Here is a 16,409-nt window from a genome sequence, read left to right as displayed (position 1 = left end):
CATTTCACGGAGGTAAATGTGCGAGTATCCGCAATGACGCGGCGCGTGACGGCAACCGTTGCCCTGACGGTCAGCCTGGCGTTGGGGTCAAGCGCCTTGGTCGCGTGTGGAAATTCCGACAGCGCTGTTTCCACGAAGAAGGTGGACGCTGAATCGACGGTGCTTAGCGACGACATCGCAGCGTCGGAAAGTCTGATCGACAGTTCGGAAGCGGTTGTCGTTTCCTCGGCTGGCTCTGCTGAGCAGCGTAGGGCGGCAGGCATCGCGGTTGCTGCTGGTCTGCCGATGCTAGTGGCTGGTTCTGCCGAAGATGCGGAAGATGACACTACTGCCAAGAGCCCGAAGAAGGATGCTCGTGGCCGTGATACTGGCGCCGATATCGCCGATGTGGAAAAAGAGATTGACCGCCTGGGCGCAAAGACAGTCCTTACTGTGGGGGCAGTTGACCTGACTGGCGAAGAGGGCCGTCAGATCATTGCGGATCCGGGTACGACCGATGGCCTTAAGGAGCTCGTCGGTACCGAGTTTAAGGTTCTCAAGGAGACGGAGTCGAAGCCGACTCGCGCTGTCGTTGAGATGGATCCGGAGAAGCCAACTGTCGTCGAGGGCGATGCAACGAAGGATGGGGCAGCCAACCAAGAGGCTCAGGATCGCGCCAGCGATGGGCAGGACGACAAGGGACAGGAGAGCGTCACCCTGCCGAAGGGATCTCCGAAGGAGGTCAAGGACACATTGGCACTGGCCGCACCGGGTACCGGTTTGGCCTCCATTGCTACGGCCCGCGCCGCTGGCCTGAAGGTCAGTTGGTTGCCGGTGGGCGACGCGCGTGCTACCTCTGAGTCGATTTCCGCTGCTCGCGACGGCGAGTCCCTGATTGCTCTGGGTAAGGTTTTCGGCGATAAGGACAAGTTTGATCAGTCCATCGAGCTTGCCAAAGATGACAAGGTCAAGGAGCTGCCAGGTGGAGGCACACTGCTGTTCCCCGGTCGTCATCTGATTGCAACGTATGGTCACCCTGGTGTCGCTCCATTGGGTGTGATGGGTGAGGATGATCCGGAGGATGCCGTCGCACGTGCGAAGGACTACGTGAAGCAGTACGAGAAGTTCGCTGATGACCCGGTACTGCCGGCCTTCGAGATTATCGCTTCGGTCGCGCAGGCTGACCCGGGTCCACGCGGTGACTACTCCGAGCCAGCTCCGGTTGAGACTCTGAAGCCGTACGTCGAGGCCATGACCAAGGCCGGCGGCTACGTCATCATCGACCTGCAGCCGGGTAGTGCAGACTTCCTGGACCAGGCCAAGTTCTACGAAGAACTGCTGAAGATGCCAAACGTCGGTCTGGCGCTGGACCCGGAGTGGAAGATGGAACCGGGGCAGGTTCCGGCGACTCAGGTTGGTCACGTTAAGGCTGAAGAAGTCAACCGCGTTGCTGATTGGCTGGCTGAGCTGACTCGTAAGAACAACCTTCCGCAGAAGATGCTGATGCTGCACCAGTTCCAGCTACAGATGATTCGCGACCGCGAGACGCTGGATCTGTCGCACCCGGAGCTCGCATTCGTTCTGCATGCCGACGGCCATGGCACCGCGCAGGAGAAGTTTGAGACCTGGAACGTCATGTTGCAGGATTTGCAGCCGGAGATTTTCGAGGCGTGGAAGAACTTCATCGACGAGGATCAGCCGATGTTTACTCCTGAGGAGACCATGAACATCGAGCCGCGTCCGTGGTTGGTTACGTACCAGTAGGTTATAGACCAGCAGAAATAAAAATATAACGCGAAATATTTGCCGACTTGAATGTCGGGGGCAACGGCGCTTACTCCCTAAACAAAGGGTAGTAAGCGCCGTTTTGCTTAGGTAAGTCCCCCCGTGTCTCACCCCCAGAGTTTATGATGAGACGTAATGCGCGTGCACGCTTTAGTAGTTTTCTTAAGTGACACCGCACATACTGCATAAACTTTTCGAGACAAACCAGGAGATGCTTGTGAGCCAGAACGCTCGCCCCGTTGTCCTCATCGCCGACAAGCTGGCACAGTCCACTGTGGACGCATTGGGGGATTCCGTTGAGGTCCGTTGGGTAGATGGCCCGAACCGCGCTGAGCTCCTGGCTGCGGTTGGTGATGCTGACGCACTTCTCGTCCGCTCCGCTACCACCGTGGATCAGGAAGTCCTCGAGGCTGCTCCGAATCTGAAGATCGTCGGTCGCGCCGGCGTTGGCCTGGATAACGTCGACATCGATACCGCTACCAAGCGCGGCGTCATGGTTGTCAACGCTCCGACCTCTAATATTCACTCTGCATGTGAGCACGCAATCGCACTGCTGCTGGCCACCGCTCGCCAGTTGCCGGCTGCGGACGCGTCCCTGCGTGAGGGAGAGTGGAAGCGCTCTTCCTTCAAGGGTGTCGAAATCTTCGGCAAGACCGTCGGTATCGTCGGTTTCGGTCACATCGGCCAGCTGTTTGCGCAGCGTCTCGCTGCTTTCGAGACCAACATCATTGCGTACGATCCGTACGCGAACCCGGCTCGTGCTGCTCAGCTCGGTGTTGAGCTGGTTGAGCTGGAAGACCTGATGGCTCGCGCTGATTTCGTGACCATCCACCTGCCGAAGACCAAGGAAACCGCTGGCATGTTCGATGCTGAGCTCCTGGGCAAGGCCAAGAAGGGCCAGATCATCATCAACGCTGCCCGCGGCGGTCTCGTCGACGAGCAGGCGCTTGCCGACGCGATCAAGGCAGGCAACATCCGCGGTGCTGGCTTCGACGTATACGCGACCGAGCCGTGCACGGATTCCCCGCTGTTTGGTCTGCCGGAAACTGTTTGTGCTCCGCACCTGGGTGCCTCCACCGTTGAGGCTCAGGACCGTGCGGGTACCGATGTCGCTAAGTCCGTGCTGCTGGCACTGGCTGGCGAGTTCGTCCCGGATGCTGTCAACGTTTCCGGTGGCGCTGTCGGTGAAGAGGTGGCCCTGTGGCTCGAGCTGGCTCGTGAGCTGGGGCTGGTTGCTGGCGGTCTGCTCGAGGGCGCTCCGGCCGCTGTTGAGGTCACCGCTCGCGGTGAGCTGCACACTGAGGACGTTAACGTTCTGGGTATGGCAGCAATCCGTGGACTGTTCTCCCTCATGGTGGAAGAGCCGGTCACTTTCGTCAACGCTCCGCGTATCGCAGAAGAGCGTGGTGTGACCTTCACTGTCGAGACCGAGCCGGAGTCCGTCTCCCACCGCTCCGTTCTCGAAGTCAAGGTCATCGGTGCTGATGGCTCCACCGCTACCGTCGTTGGTGCTCTCACTGGCCTGAACCGCGTCGAGAAGATTGTCCGTATCAATGGCCGCGGCATCGACATGCGTGCTCAGGGCCGTAACCTCTTCCTGCTGTACAAGGACGTTCCGGGCGCTCTGGGTTGCGTTGCTACCACCCTGGGTGAGTCCGGCATCAACATCGAGGCTGCTGCTCTGTCTCCGCAGGAAGCAGATCAGACTGCCATCCTGGTGCTGCGCGTTTCCAAGGAGGTTCCGGAGGAGCTCGTCGAAAAGATTACCGAGGAGATCTCCGCTACCCACGCTCTGCAGCTTGAGCTGGACTAGTTCTGAGCGCCTAGACGTTTTAGAGCTAGTCTCTAGCGCAGCTTCTACTGCATGAAAAATCCCCTCCGCATGGAGGGGATTTTTGTTTCCCAGCTGATCTATGCAGCCGTAGCCCTACTGCCTAGCCCTTCATCGAGCCCTTCTCAATCATGTTGACGTGGAAGTCGAAAGCAGTACGCAGATCGTGCGGGGTAGACATGCCCGGAGCGGTCTTCAGCGCGCGCTCGTAGTACTCCTCCAGCAGTGGCTGGTACTCCGGGTGTGCAACGGAAATCAACTTCGCCACGCGGTCACGTGGTGCCAGGCCACGCAGGTCAGCGAATCCACGCTCGGTGATGATGACCATGGCGTCGTGCTCGGTGTGGTCAATGTGCGAAGCGAACGGAACGATAGTCGAAATCGCACCGTCCTTCGCCAGCGACGGCGAGATGAACGAAGAAACGAAGGCGTTACGGGTGAAGTCACCGGAACCACCGATGCCGTTCATCATTCGGGAGCCGTTGATGTGGGTGGAGTTGACGTTGCCGTAGATGTCGGCCTCAATCATGCCGTTGGTGGCGATCAGGCCGACGCGACGGACAACCTCCGGGTGGTTAGAAATCTGCTGCGGGCGCAGAATGATGTTCTCGCGGTAGCGAGCAGCCTCGTTGTTCATACGCTCGGCAGCTTCCGGAGACAGGGAGAAGGAGGTAGCCGAAGCGACGGTCATCTTACCTGCGTCAATCAGGTCAATCATGCCGTCCTGAATAACCTCGGTGTAGGCCTTGATGTTCTCAAACTTGGAGTCCAACAGACCCGCCATCACGGCGTTCGGAACGTTACCGACGCCCGACTGCATGATGTACTGGTCGTAAGCCAGGCGACCCGCGCGAACTTCGCCCTCGAGGAAGTCGAGGAAGTGGCCGGCAATGGCCTTCGAGGTCTCATCCAACGGCTTGAACGGGGAGTTGCGGTCCGGCGCGTTGGTCTCGACAACTGCGACAACCTTGTCCAGGTTGATGTCGATGTAAGGGGTGCCAATGCGGTCACCCGGAGCGTTGATCGGCACCGGCGTGCGGTTAGGCAGGTGCTGAATGCGGTAGATGTCGTGCATGCCCTCGAGTTCCTCGGACTGCCACGAGTTGACCTCAATGATGATCTTGTCAGCGTTGTCCATCCACTCGACGTTGTTGCCAACGCTTGACGACGGAACGAGGTGTCCATCTTCCGTAATACGAGTGACCTCAACAATTGCGGCGTCAATCGGCAGGAAGCCCTGCTCGATGTACAGCGCGGAGTGGGAGAGATGGATGTCCTGGTACTTCGCCTTGCCCGAGTTGATGGACTTACGCAGTGCCGGATCGCCCTGGTACGGCATGCGGTAGCGGATGATGTCAGCTTCTGCCATCACGCCGTCACAGTCCGGGGCAGTGGAAGCGCCAGTGTAGATGTCGACAGCGAACTCTTCACCCTTGGCGTGGAGTTCCTTGCCGCGGTTTGCCAGCGCAGTCGGCAGAGCCTTCGGGTAGCCAGCACCGGTGAAGCCAGAGATGCCGAGGGCATCACCATGATTGATAAACTGTGCAGCCTCGTCGGCGGTCATTACCTTGCCGCGCAAACCGGCATGTGCGATGCGATCAGACATGTCATCTCCTAGATAGACTGTTCGACTTTAGTTTTGTCGCCTAACCTAGCATGCGCTAACAGTGTGTTGCCACACCCGCAGGTTGAGAAGTGATTTATGACACTCTGATCGCTTCAGCGGGTCGTTTATCGGCGCTCTTCCAGGGGCTTTGTTACAGCAATTCCCGCACTTCTTCGTCGGTCAGCATGGCATCCTCGAACGCTTGCAGTGTGGCCTCTGGGTTAAATTTCACACCGATGAGTACGACCTCATTGGATGGTGGGACATCGGTCTGCGCCCACATGACGGCAGGGGTGATTTTCAGGTTCGGCCCCGCCTGACTCCACACGTGGGCGACTTCGAGGCGGTCGGAAATCCAGCAGTGCCCCTTGGATCGTACGAGCCCCTTTGTGCCGCGGAGAGCCTTGATTAGTCGTTCGCGGTCGAAGGGTCGATTGCCTCGGAAAACAACCGAAGAAATGCCGTATTCTTCAGTCTCCGGCGTGTGGGGATTCGCAAGTTCTTCTGCATATCCGTGGAAAGTGGCCGCGGTACCTTCGTCGTAAAGCGATGCGTCGAGAATGGCAGAGGTGGCGATTTCGCCGTTAGTCACGCGGACGATGCGTGCGCGGGGGTTCATTGCGCGGATCGTTTCCTCGGTACCGCCGGTGAGCTTTTCGCCGGCGAGGTCGGATTTGGTGATGAGGATGAGATCGGCGAATTCCACCTGGTCGACGAGGAGGTCGGCGACCGTGCGTTCGTCGTCAGGCAGTGCGCGTCCCTGGCGGAGACTGTCGAGGAATGTAGAGGCGTCGACGAGCGTGACCATCGTGTCGATGGGGGCGATGTCGGCGAGGCGACGGCCGTCGTCGAATTCCCACTCGAAGGTAGCGGCGACTGGCATGGGCTCGGAGATGCCGGTGGATTCGATGACGATGTGCTCGAACTTGCCGCTGCGCGCGAGCTTGCCGACGTTTTCAACGAGGTCATCTCGCAGCGTGCAGCAGATGCAGCCGTTGGACATTTCGATGAAACGGTCCTCGCCGCGCTCGAGATATGTGCCTTGCTCGATGAGGGCGGCGTCGACGTTGACTTCCGAGAAGTCGTTGACGATGACCGCGATTTTGCGCCCCTGTGAGTTTGCCAGGAGGTTGTTGAGGAGGGTGGTCTTGCCGGCGCCCAGGAATCCGGACAGGACGGTGACGGGAGTGGTCTCGGTGGTGCTATCAGAAAATTCGGTAGAAGTCACCCGACAAGATTAGCGTACTGAAAATGATTATCAATAACTACTGCGCGAATTGAGCTAGGCGAGGGGTCGTAAATGTGTCGTACGGCTTATTGTCAGACAGTTGTGACGTAGGGCATAAAACGGTGTTGTAGTCGGCTTTAGTGTCGCGTGAAGTGTGCCTAAAATGGGGGCGCTTTCGGGCATCTGAATGAAAGGCACTAACCGCTTCGTTGATAGGGTTGGGGGTGTGCTTTGGTGTTCGAGGCACTACCCCCGATAGTCGCGTTGGGGGATATAGAAAGGTGAATTCATGTCAGATCGTATTGCCCATGCTGGTCTCAAATCCAAGGTGATGACCGCGCAGGAGGCGGCGCAGTTCATTAACCACGGAGACATGGTGGGCTTTGCCGGATTTACCGGTGCTGGCTACCCGAAGGTTGTCCCGCCGGCTCTCGCTGAGCGCATGGAGGCCGCTCACGAGCGTGGCGACGAGTTCAAGATTAAGGTCTTGACCGGCGCGTCTACCGCTCCGGAACTTGATGGTGCGCTGGCGAAGGCCAATGGTGTTGAGTGGCGTATGCCGTACCAGTCCGACCCGGGAATGCGTAACCGTATTAATGCAGGCGATGCCTTCTATAGTGATATTCACCTGTCGCACTCTGGCCCGATGACTGAGCAGGGCTTCTTTGGCCCGGTCAATGTTGCTGTGGTCGAAGCTGTTCGCATTAAGGCCGATGGATCCCTGATTCTTTCCTCTTCGGTTGGTAACAGCATTTCTTACTTGAATGCTGCAGAGAAGATCATTATTGAGGTCAACTCCTGGCAGTCCGAGGATCTCGAGGGTATGCACGACATCTACAGTGTTGGGCTGCCTCCGAACCGTAAGGAGATTCCGATTGTGAACCCGGGGGACCGCATCGGCACTCCGGATGTTCAGATCGATGTCGATAAGGTTGTCGCTGTCGTCGAGACGAACGCCGAGGACCGTAACTCGCCGTTCAAGCCGCTGGACGATGACTCTAAGGCCATTGCCGGCTACCTGCTCGACTTCCTCGATGGGGAGGTCAAGGCCGGTCGTCTGCCGGAGAACCTGCTGCCGATGCAGTCGGGTGTCGGTAACATTCCGAACGCTGTGCTCGCAGGCCTGCTCGACTCCAAGTATGAGAACCTGACCTCCTTCACTGAGGTTATCCAGGACGGCATGGTCGACCTGATGGATGCTGGCAAGCTGACCGTGGCTTCCGGTACCGCATTCTCGCTGTCCCCGGAGTACGCAGCTCGTATGAATGAGAATGCTGCTGACTACCGCGAGAAGATTGTTCTGCGTCCGCAGGACATCTCCAACAACCCGGGTCTGGTCCGCCGCATGGGGCTGATTACCACCAACGGCATGATTGAGGCTGACATCTACGGCAACGTCAACTCCACTCACGTGGCTGGCTCCCGCATGATGAACGGCATTGGCGGTTCCGGTGACTTCACCCGAAACGCCTACATCTCTACGTTTGTGTCCCCGTCGCTGGCTAAGAATGGCGACATTTCCGCAATCGTGCCGATGGTCTCTCACGTTGACCACACTGAGCATGACGTGATGGTCATCATCACTGAGCAGGGTCTGGCTGACCTCCGTGGGCTGGCGCCGCGTCAGCGTTCCCGTGTTGTCATTGAGAAGTGTGCGCACCCGATGTACAAGGAGGCGCTGCTCGAATACGTTGAGCGTGCTGAGAGGGTCACCCCGTACCTGCATACTCCGCATGACCTGGGTACTTCTTATGACTTCCACCGTCGTTTCCTCGAAAACGGTTCCATGAAGCCGGTCGACTAGGTTTCTAGTGCGGTTCCCGCTTTACGACGAAGTTTGCGTCGTAGGGCGGGATTTTCTTTCGGCTTTAGTTCGAAATAGTGTTCGAGTAATGTGGAGATTTTTGGGGTGCGCAGCGGTTTGAATCCGGGGTGGGGGATATGGTGTGGGCGAATTGATAAAGAACTGTTCGTTAGGGGACCTCGTTAGGGAGGGGACAGTGCAATGTCAGAGTTGGAATCGTGTGGGGAATTTCGGTTCAGCCATGAGGTGAGGGCTCATTCGCTCGCTGAAGTGATGCGCGAGATTAATCGTCTGGAGATGGTTATCGCTCAGCGGGTCGCACCACCAGATGATGGCGATGTCGAAGCTCATTTGGCTTATTGGTCGGTGGTGCTTGGAATCTCACGCGCCGAAGTGAACAAATATATGGAAATTGGCTACATGCTTGGACGTATGCCGCAACTAGCGGAAATGTGTCAGGAGCGCGGGCATTTGTCGATGAGGCATTTAGCAATGCTTGGTAAACATACCCGACCTGTAGCCGATGACAAGGTTGACGCAGTGGAGTCGGGTCTCGTGGACGTCGTTAAGCCTAGGCGCGACGGGGAGGCACTCCGTGGCGTGCGTGCGATGGCAACGCGGGTGCAGCGAGTGATTGGTGAGTGTGCTCCGGAAGTGCGGCCACGTGATGTGGATGTCGCTGGGTTGCAGGCTGATAGGGTCCTGGCCCGGAATGTGGAGGCGACCGTAGATGCTGCAATTGATGCGGCGGCATACCAGGTCGAGGCGGATGGAGGGTCGGCGGATAATCCCGTGGAGTCGGAGGAGGTACGGGAGGTTCAAGCTGCGGCTCTCGACTACTTCGGCGATCGTATGACGGCTAAGGAGTTTATCGCAGTTGATGAACATGGTGACGCTGGAGTTACGACACTGACTACTGTACTCGAGCGGCATCATGCAGTGGAAGCCCTTGCAATTATCGACGCAGTGGCTAAGAAGATGAAAGTGAGTCGCGCGGCAGCTTTCATGCATGCGTTACGCGGTACTTGTGAGGTGGAGGTGAATCTGGAACTCTTCCGAGTGCTCTCTCCCGGGGAGGATGGCGAACCGGAAAACACTCCAGTGTGGCTCGCTGGCGCAGGTTGGCTTTCTTCGCTGGTGGCCGAGTCTTGGCTGAAGCGGGTATCGACATTGCGGGTGCTGGGGGATAGTGCGGTTGAGGGGTATCGGCCCTCCGAGTCTCAGCGTGCATTCGTGCGTGCCCGTGACGGTGTGTGTAGTTTTCCTGGATGCGATGTCCCCGCGGAAAAGTGCGATATCGACCATATTGTGGAATTTGATCACAGCCTTTCCGGTGGTGAGCGGCAAAAGGAAGGGGTCACGCACACAGATAATCTCCATTGTCTCTGTCGAAGGCACCACAACCTCAAAACTGCCGGTATGTGGCGAGTTGTTCGAGGTGATGATGGGATCGAAGCTTGGACGTTCCTCTCTTGTGATGAAGGGCCGTTTGCGCAGTCGGAGAAAGAGCACACTGGGCATGGTCGTTACACCTTTGCCTCGCAGACTGAAAAGAAGACCGCTGCGCTGGCTGAGCACAATGAGAAACGTCGCAAATTGCATGACAGTCTCCGCGGCCTAGTGGATAAGGTGCGGCGGGATTTGGAAAAGGAGAGAGCAGTAGGCGGGGTGGATTGTGAAAACGATGGAGATGTTAAAAATCGCGCAGACAGTGACGGGGAGTGAGCGCTAGGTTCTGCTACACTCATTTGTGTCCATATAGTGAGAAGGGTATCTCAAAAATGACTGAGGTAGGAAAGCTGAAGATCGCCGTCATCCCGGGTGATGGCATCGGCACGGAAGTTACGGCAGAGGCGCTGAAGGTGCTCAAGGCTGCTATCGGCGAGTTCGACACTACCGAGTACGACCTCGGCTCGCGTCGCTACTTGCGCAATGGCGAACTGCTTACCGACGCTGACCTTGACTCCCTGCGTGAGCACGACGCAATCCTGCTCGGTGCCATCGGTGACCCGGCGAACGTACCTCCGGGTGTTCTCGAGCGCGGCCTGCTGCTGAAAATGCGCTTCGCGCTGGATCACCATGTCAACCTGCGTCCTTCCAAGCTCTTCCCGGGTGTCGAGTCACCGCTGAAGAACCCGGGCGAAATTGATTTCGTGGTCGTCCGCGAGGGAACCGAAGGTGCCTACACAGGTAACGGCGGTGCAATTCGCGTTGGCACGCCACACGAGGTTGCCAACGAGACCTCCGTCAATACCCGCTTCGGTGCTGAGCGCGTCGTCCGCTATGCCTTCGAGCTGGCTATGACCCGTCGTAAGAAGCTGACCCTTGTCCACAAGACCAATGTGTTGGTGCACGGTGGCGGTATGTGGCAGCGCACGGTCGATGAGGTCGCTAAGGAATACCCAGAGGTAGATGTCGATTACTCGCATATCGACGCTGCGACGATCTACCTCGTCACTAATCCTTCGCGTTTCGACGTCATCGTCACCGACAACCTCTTTGGCGACATCATTACTGATGAGGCTGGTGCAGTGTCGGGCGGTATCGGCCTGGCGGCGTCCGGCAACATTGACGCCTCCAATGCCAACCCGTCCATGTTCGAGCCCGTTCACGGCTCCGCGCCAGACATTGCTGGCAAGGGGATCGCGGACCCGACGGCAGCCATTCTGTCGGGTGCCATGATGCTGCGCCACCTGGGTCGTGAGGAAGACGCCCAGCGCATCGAGGCTGCTGTGGAAGCTGACATGGCTACTCGCGGTAGTGGCCCGATCAAGACCGCTGAGGTTGGCGACCGCATTGCTGCTGCTTTGAAGTAGCGCAGTAAAAAATAGGGGGGGGAGAGGGCTAGGCAATCACAGTTTTGCCATCGACGGTAGTGATGTGAGTCTTACCGTCGGCGGTGTGCTCGATGAAGTCCGACGCATGTCCGACCTGGCGAAGTACATCGATGATGGTGTCAAGGGGGTATGGGGATGAGCTTCCTGCGCCGTTATCGGAATCATCCCCTCCCAGTCCTGCCACTAGCGCATCCCTCGTAATCTCCGCATGTCCCAGGTGCTGAGCCGCCTCGTGGAAGACATGCACAATCACGCCTTCGATGCTGCCGCACCACCAACGGTCCTTATCGGTAGGAATAACAGCAGGAGCACCAGCGCGGTCCACGCCTTGCAACTCCACCAGCGCGGATTCAATGGCCGCGCGGTCACGGTGGTAAATCTCCAGCCCTTCCGAAACACTGCAATGAGCAGAAAACTCCCCATCGCGATCACGGACATAATCACGCCCAAGGCAGACGCGCTCGAGCCAGTACCTCGCGGATCCGGTCACATGTCGTAACAGCACGGCCAGGGAGTTAATGGCTGGGATGGGGAGGGTTGCGTTGAAGGTGTCGTCGTCAAGCGTCGCGACGAGTGCCGCGAGCTTGTCCATCCTGCCGAGGATGTGGGCGTCGAGCGGCCATTCGGGATTTATTGAAGCGCTGTGTGTGGAATTGGTCATAAGGTCGAGTATTCCCGCAAATCAGTCCTATTGGGAGCAAAAATAGGGGATAATTGACCCCATGACCGTCGAGCTTGCGGAAATCGCAGACTTCCTCAGCCATACTCGCCCCTTTTCGGACCTCAACGATGAAGAGCGCGCGACCATTCCACCGCTTTTGACCATGCGGTATGCGCGTCGCGGCACTGAGGTTATCCGGGCGGGTGCGGATAATAACAGTTGTTTCATTATCCGCTCGGGCATGGTGGATCTCTTTGATCCAGCGGGCACGCTGTTGGACAGGCGCGATGTGGGCGATCACTTCGGCTATTCGACGCTTCTCAGCAGTGACCCCTCGCTGTACACGATGACGGCAGTGGAGGACTGCGTATTCCTGGTGATCTCCAAGGAGGTCTTTGACCAGCTCAATGACCAGTTCGTAGAGGTCCGGCGCTATTACGGCGGTGAGAACGCGCGCATTCGCGCAGTGGCATCGAAGCTGCGGAGTACTGCGGCATCGGAGTCATTGCGCACACGGGTTGCGGACCTGATGGAAACATCGCTGGTTACTTGCAGCGCTGATGCGACAGTACAAGAGGCGGCGCAGATTATGACGGAGCGGAATGTCTCCAGTTTGCTCGTAATGGAGTCTGCAGGCGCCAACCAGAGCCCGCTCGTCGGCATCATCACTGACCGTGACCTCCGTCGTCGAGTGCTGGCAGAAGCCAAGCCGGCGGAGAGTCTCGTAAGCGAAGTGATGACCGGGAACCCGGAAACCATCAGTCCCGACCTGCTGGTCTTCGAGGCCATGCTGCTGATGGCCGAGCGCGGTTACCATCATCTGCCGGTGCACGATGGGACGCGGGTGGTCGGCATGATTGTCATTGGCGACCTCCTGCGCAGTCTGCACACCGATCCCGTGTACGCGACGGCGACGCTGTCGCGAAAGAGCGATATCTCCGAGATTGCGGAGATTGCTCAGAACGCACGGCGAATCGTCGGCCGCTTCATTGACCGAGGTGATTCGGGGGAGGAGGTCGCCAAGCTGCTGACCGCCGTGGCCGATGCTGTCACCCGACGCCTGGTGGCGCTTGCGGAGGAAAAGCTTGGGCCGCCACCGGTTAGCTATGCCTTTGCAGTACTGGGCTCGCATGGGCGCGGAGAGATGGGGCTCGCGTCCGATCAGGACAATGCGCTGGTCCTCGCCGACGATTACGACGCCGACGCTCATGCTGACTATTTCGCCGCGCTTAGCGACGAGATTTGCACCAACCTCGACCGAGTCGGTTATCCGCTCTGTCCAGGGGACATGATGGCCAGCAATCCTGCGTGGCGGATGACCAAGTCGCAGTGGCTGCGCACTTTCCACGGGTGGATTACGGCACCGGAGGCAGAGGCCCTGTTACATGCACAGACCTTCTTCGACATGCGTGGGGTAGCGGGCGACGTGCAACTGGTAGAGAGCCTTCGTGCGGCCTACCTGCCGCTGGCTCAGGGGTCGCAGCGCCTGCATGCGCACTTGGCCAAGCTCGCGGCCTGGCGGGAGCCGCCGCTCGGCTTCTTCCGGGGCCTAGTGCTGGAAAAGGGCGGCGATCACGCAGAGACCCTGGACATCAAGAAGGGGGGAACTGCTGCTGTGGTGCAGATGGCGCGGCTATTTACTGTGGCAGCTGGCCTGCCGCAGCTGTCGACGCGTGAACGCTTGGCGGCTAGTGCAGGTGCCGGAAGCGTGAGCCGCCAGGGTGCGCAGGATCTGGCGGATGCGTTCGAGTTCCTGTGCACGGTGCAGCTTCATCACCAGCAGGCCCAGTTCAACGCTGGCGAGCAGCCGAATAACCACATCTACCCGAAGCGTCTCTCCAGCCTGGAACGCGAGCACCTGCGCGATGCGTTTGGAGTTATCCGCAAGTTGCAGCAGAGTCTCGGGGCGAAGTATCCCATCCGGGCGATGTCGTGAGCGCGCAATGTTGAAGTTTTTCAAACCCCGCAAGAAACTCTTGGACGCACCTATCCGCGACAATGCTTGGCTCGCGGTCGATGTGGAAACCACCGGTCTGGATCCTTCCAAGGATCAGCTGCTTTCCATCGGTTGGGTTGCCGTCGAAGGCCGCGACATCGTACTGGAAGAATCGGGACACCTTCTCATTCGCCCAGAGCGCGAGGAGGTGAGCGTCGGCGAGTCGGCGACGGTGCATGGGCTTACCGACGACATGGTCGCAACCGGGGTAGAGGCAGAGGTGGCCGTCGGCAAGCTGTTAGAAGCTCTACGGGGACGGAAGTTGCTGGCGCACTACGCGCGGATGGAAGTTGGGTTCTTAGATCCGTTGTGCCGGAAGTACTTCGATGCGCGCTTTGATGTGCCGGTGGCGGACACTATGACACGCGAGTACGACGCGATTCTGCGAGCCAACCGCGAGCCGGTCCGTGATGAGCTGCGGTTGTGGTCACTGTGCGACAAGTACGGCATTCCCCGTTTTAAGGCCCATCACGCGTTCAACGATGCGCTGGCCTGTGCGCTGGTGTGGCTTGCGCAGGAATCCCGCGGAGTTTAGAGCGCAGAGTATAGAGAGTGGGGGTCGTTGCATAATTATCGCAATGTGACGTGTACCCTATTTTTATGCGTATTGCTCGAATCGCCCACCCAGAGGGCATGTGCTTCGCGCTCGTTGAGGGCGAAGGCAATGAAGTTACTTTGCACGAAATCGAAGGCCACCCTTTCGGTCAGCTGAATAAGACAGGCCGTTCCTGGCCGCTTGCCGACGTACGTCTGCTCGCCCCAATGCTGCCGTCGAAGGTCATCGCTATTGGTCGTAACTACGCTGACCACGTCGCCGAGGTGTTCAAGAAGTCGGCAGAATCGCTGCCGCCGACGATGTTCATTAAGCCGCCGACGGCCGTCATTGGCCCGGAAGCGCCGATTCGCATTCCGGATTTCGCCACCAACGTCGAGTTTGAGGGCGAGCTGGCACTGGTTATTGGTAAGCCGTGCAAGAACGTCAAGAAGGAAAACGCTCACGATGTGATCTTCGGATACACCATCGTCAATGATGTTTCTTCCCGTGACCTGCAGTTTGCCGATGGTCAGTGGGCGCGCGCAAAGGGCATCGATACCTTCTGCCCGCTTGGTCCGTGGATCCAGACGGAGCTGGACTACAACGAGCTGCCAATCAAGGCACACCTGACTCACGAGGGTGTTACCGAGACCAAGCAGGACTCCAACTCCAACCAGATGATTATGTCCATCCCGGAAATCATCGAGTTCATCACTGCCTCGATTACGCTGCTGCCGGGTGATGTCATCTGCACCGGCTCCCCGGCCGGTACCGCTGCGATGTTCCCGGGTGACCGCATCGAGATTGAGATCCCGGGTATCGGCAAGCTGGCCAACCCGGTGGAGCGGGCTTAAGCTGCTAGGGCTTACGCGCCCTGGCTTAAGCGCCCTTAACTCCAAAAGCGCGGAGCACAGTGCCCATCTTGGCGCTGGTCTCCGTGACTTCTTCTTCTGGGTCGGAGTGCGACACAATGCCGCCTCCGGCCCATAGCCGTGCCACGGACCCCTCAGTGTCGATCTCGGCACAGCGAATGGAGACCACGAACTCGCCGTCGCCATTCTCATCGCACCAGCCGACAGCGCCCGAGTAGAAGCCGCGGTTGGTCTCTACGGCCTGAATAACGCCGAAGGCGGATTCCGTCGGCGTGCCACAAATGGCTGGTGTCGGGTGCACCACCAGCGCCAAATCCAGCGCGGACAGCGACGGATCCTTCAACCGACCGCGGATATGCGTGGCCAAGTGCCACATCTCGGCGGTGCTCATCAGCTCGGGGCTGTCCGGAACATCCAGCGAACTGCACAGTGGCGCCAAGTTGTCGGCGATGTCGTCGACGACGAAGGCATGCTCGTCCAGGTTCTTGCGCGAGTCCGCTAAACGACGAGCCGACGCCCGGTCCACCTCTTCATTCCGGGACCTCGGCAGCGACCCGGCCAAGGGAAACGCCTCAACGATGTCGCCCGTACGGCGGACCAGCATCTCCGGGGAGGAACCGATGAGCAACTTGCCCTCATAATCGGAACCGGCGGGGGAGAGATCCACGACAAAGCCATCGCGGTTGGGGGATCCGTCGATAAGCCGCGATGCGAGTAGGAGCGGGTCAATCGGGGGATCGATTTCGAGTTCCACAGCGCGCGCGAGCACGACCTTTTCCAGCGCCGAGTACTCGATTGTGCGGATGGCTGCGGCGATGCGCTCAGCGTGCTCGTCGAGCGGGGGATCGTAAGCGACGATGTTGGCGTGGGGCTTCGGTGCGTTCCAACGGTAGTGCGCGGGTGGCTCCAGCGGCTGCGAGGAGCGGATGACTTCCCGGGGAACGGTCAGGGCGGCGGGCTTGTCCAAGTCGAAGGGCAATGCGCCGACCACCATCTTGTGAATGCCCGAGTGCAGTCCCTCGGCCGCAAGCCAGGGGTCGGAAAGCTGCTCCTCAATGCCTTGCGTGCGGATGGAGCCGTGTGCCCGGGAGAGCAAAAAGTCCGGAGCGGTAGTTGGGCGGGACGTATCCCAGCGCGTCGAACGCTTCGGAGTCGCTGCAGGCTCGTTCGACGGGTGAGAATTCTCCTGCTTTTCTTCCTCGTTTCCGCCGCCCAGAGAGGGGTGGTTTTCCATGGACATAGCCCTAACCCGCCTCCTCAATCTAAACCCAGTTG

Annotated in this window: 12 protein-coding genes; 8 read left to right on the top strand and 4 right to left on the bottom strand. The window is 58.8% G+C overall.

Going from position 1 to position 16,409, the window contains the following annotated elements; all coding sequences use genetic code 11:
- Nucleotides 1-18 precede the first annotated feature (18 nt).
- Together QKE19_RS00865 and serA are read left to right on the top strand one after the other, a co-directional pair.
- Nucleotides 19-1,743: a hypothetical protein gene (locus tag QKE19_RS00865; RefSeq protein WP_049172104.1), complete on the top strand. Its 1,725-nt coding sequence runs from the start codon at nt 19-21 to the stop codon at nt 1,741-1,743.
- A gap of 238 nt (nt 1,744-1,981) precedes the next feature.
- Nucleotides 1,982-3,577, top strand: coding sequence for a phosphoglycerate dehydrogenase (gene serA / locus QKE19_RS00860; RefSeq protein ID WP_049194134.1), 1,596 nt, complete (start codon nt 1,982-1,984; stop codon nt 3,575-3,577).
- Nucleotides 3,578-3,698: 121 nt separating this feature from the next.
- Here serA and QKE19_RS00855 read toward each other — a convergent pair whose 3' ends face one another.
- The gene (locus tag QKE19_RS00855; RefSeq protein ID WP_049172105.1) at nt 3,699-5,201 is read right to left on the bottom strand and encodes an acetyl-CoA hydrolase/transferase family protein; all 1,503 of its coding nucleotides are present in this window, start codon (nt 5,199-5,201) and stop codon (nt 3,699-3,701) included.
- Between the two features lie 151 nt (nt 5,202-5,352).
- Entirely contained in the window at nt 5,353-6,429 is a 1,077-nt protein-coding gene (locus QKE19_RS00850; protein WP_049172106.1) for a GTP-binding protein, read from the bottom strand.
- Nucleotides 6,430-6,718: 289 nt separating this feature from the next.
- Between QKE19_RS00850 and QKE19_RS00845 the strand changes: the two genes are divergently transcribed.
- From QKE19_RS00845 to QKE19_RS00835, 3 genes are all read left to right on the top strand, one after another.
- Complete coding sequence (locus tag QKE19_RS00845) at nt 6,719-8,233, top strand: acetyl-CoA hydrolase/transferase family protein (protein WP_070605060.1); 1,515 nt, start codon at nt 6,719-6,721, stop codon at nt 8,231-8,233.
- A gap of 201 nt (nt 8,234-8,434) precedes the next feature.
- On the top strand, nt 8,435-9,958 hold the full coding sequence (locus QKE19_RS00840; protein ID WP_070652914.1) for an HNH endonuclease signature motif containing protein: 1,524 nt from the start codon (nt 8,435-8,437) through the stop codon (nt 9,956-9,958).
- A 74-nt stretch (nt 9,959-10,032) separates the two neighbouring features.
- Nucleotides 10,033-11,049 (top strand): 3-isopropylmalate dehydrogenase, encoded by a 1,017-nt coding sequence (locus QKE19_RS00835; RefSeq protein WP_141744336.1) that lies wholly within the window; start codon nt 10,033-10,035, stop codon nt 11,047-11,049.
- A 28-nt stretch (nt 11,050-11,077) separates the two neighbouring features.
- Here the strand turns inward: QKE19_RS00835 and QKE19_RS00830 are convergent, their stop codons facing one another.
- Nucleotides 11,078-11,731 carry a DUF664 domain-containing protein gene (locus tag QKE19_RS00830; protein ID WP_049172112.1) on the bottom strand — a complete coding sequence of 218 codons (654 nt, stop codon included), beginning with the start codon at nt 11,729-11,731 and terminating at the stop codon, nt 11,078-11,080.
- Nucleotides 11,732-11,792: 61 nt separating this feature from the next.
- Between QKE19_RS00830 and QKE19_RS00825 the strand changes: the two genes are divergently transcribed.
- The 3 genes from QKE19_RS00825 (at nt 11,793) to QKE19_RS00815 (ending at nt 15,116) form a co-directional block, all read left to right on the top strand.
- The gene (locus tag QKE19_RS00825) at nt 11,793-13,667 is read left to right on the top strand and encodes a DUF294 nucleotidyltransferase-like domain-containing protein (protein ID WP_347890125.1); all 1,875 of its coding nucleotides are present in this window, start codon (nt 11,793-11,795) and stop codon (nt 13,665-13,667) included.
- A 7-nt stretch (nt 13,668-13,674) separates the two neighbouring features.
- Nucleotides 13,675-14,262, top strand: a complete 588-nt coding sequence (locus QKE19_RS00820) for a 3'-5' exonuclease (protein ID WP_048735364.1) — start codon at nt 13,675-13,677, stop codon at nt 14,260-14,262.
- A 65-nt stretch (nt 14,263-14,327) separates the two neighbouring features.
- On the top strand, nt 14,328-15,116 hold the full coding sequence (locus tag QKE19_RS00815) for a fumarylacetoacetate hydrolase family protein (RefSeq protein WP_005509430.1): 789 nt from the start codon (nt 14,328-14,330) through the stop codon (nt 15,114-15,116).
- Nucleotides 15,117-15,141: 25 nt separating this feature from the next.
- Here QKE19_RS00815 and QKE19_RS00810 read toward each other — a convergent pair whose 3' ends face one another.
- Nucleotides 15,142-16,374, bottom strand: coding sequence for an isochorismate synthase (locus QKE19_RS00810; RefSeq protein ID WP_070566860.1), 1,233 nt, complete (start codon nt 16,372-16,374; stop codon nt 15,142-15,144).
- Nucleotides 16,375-16,409 lie beyond the last annotated feature (35 nt).

Origin of the sequence: Corynebacterium sp. c8Ua_99 (genome assembly GCF_039907185.1) — a bacterium.
In the GTDB taxonomy this organism is placed as follows: Bacteria; Actinomycetota; Actinomycetes; order Mycobacteriales; family Mycobacteriaceae; genus Corynebacterium; species Corynebacterium jeikeium_D.
This window is presented reverse-complemented; position numbering and strand designations above follow the sequence as displayed.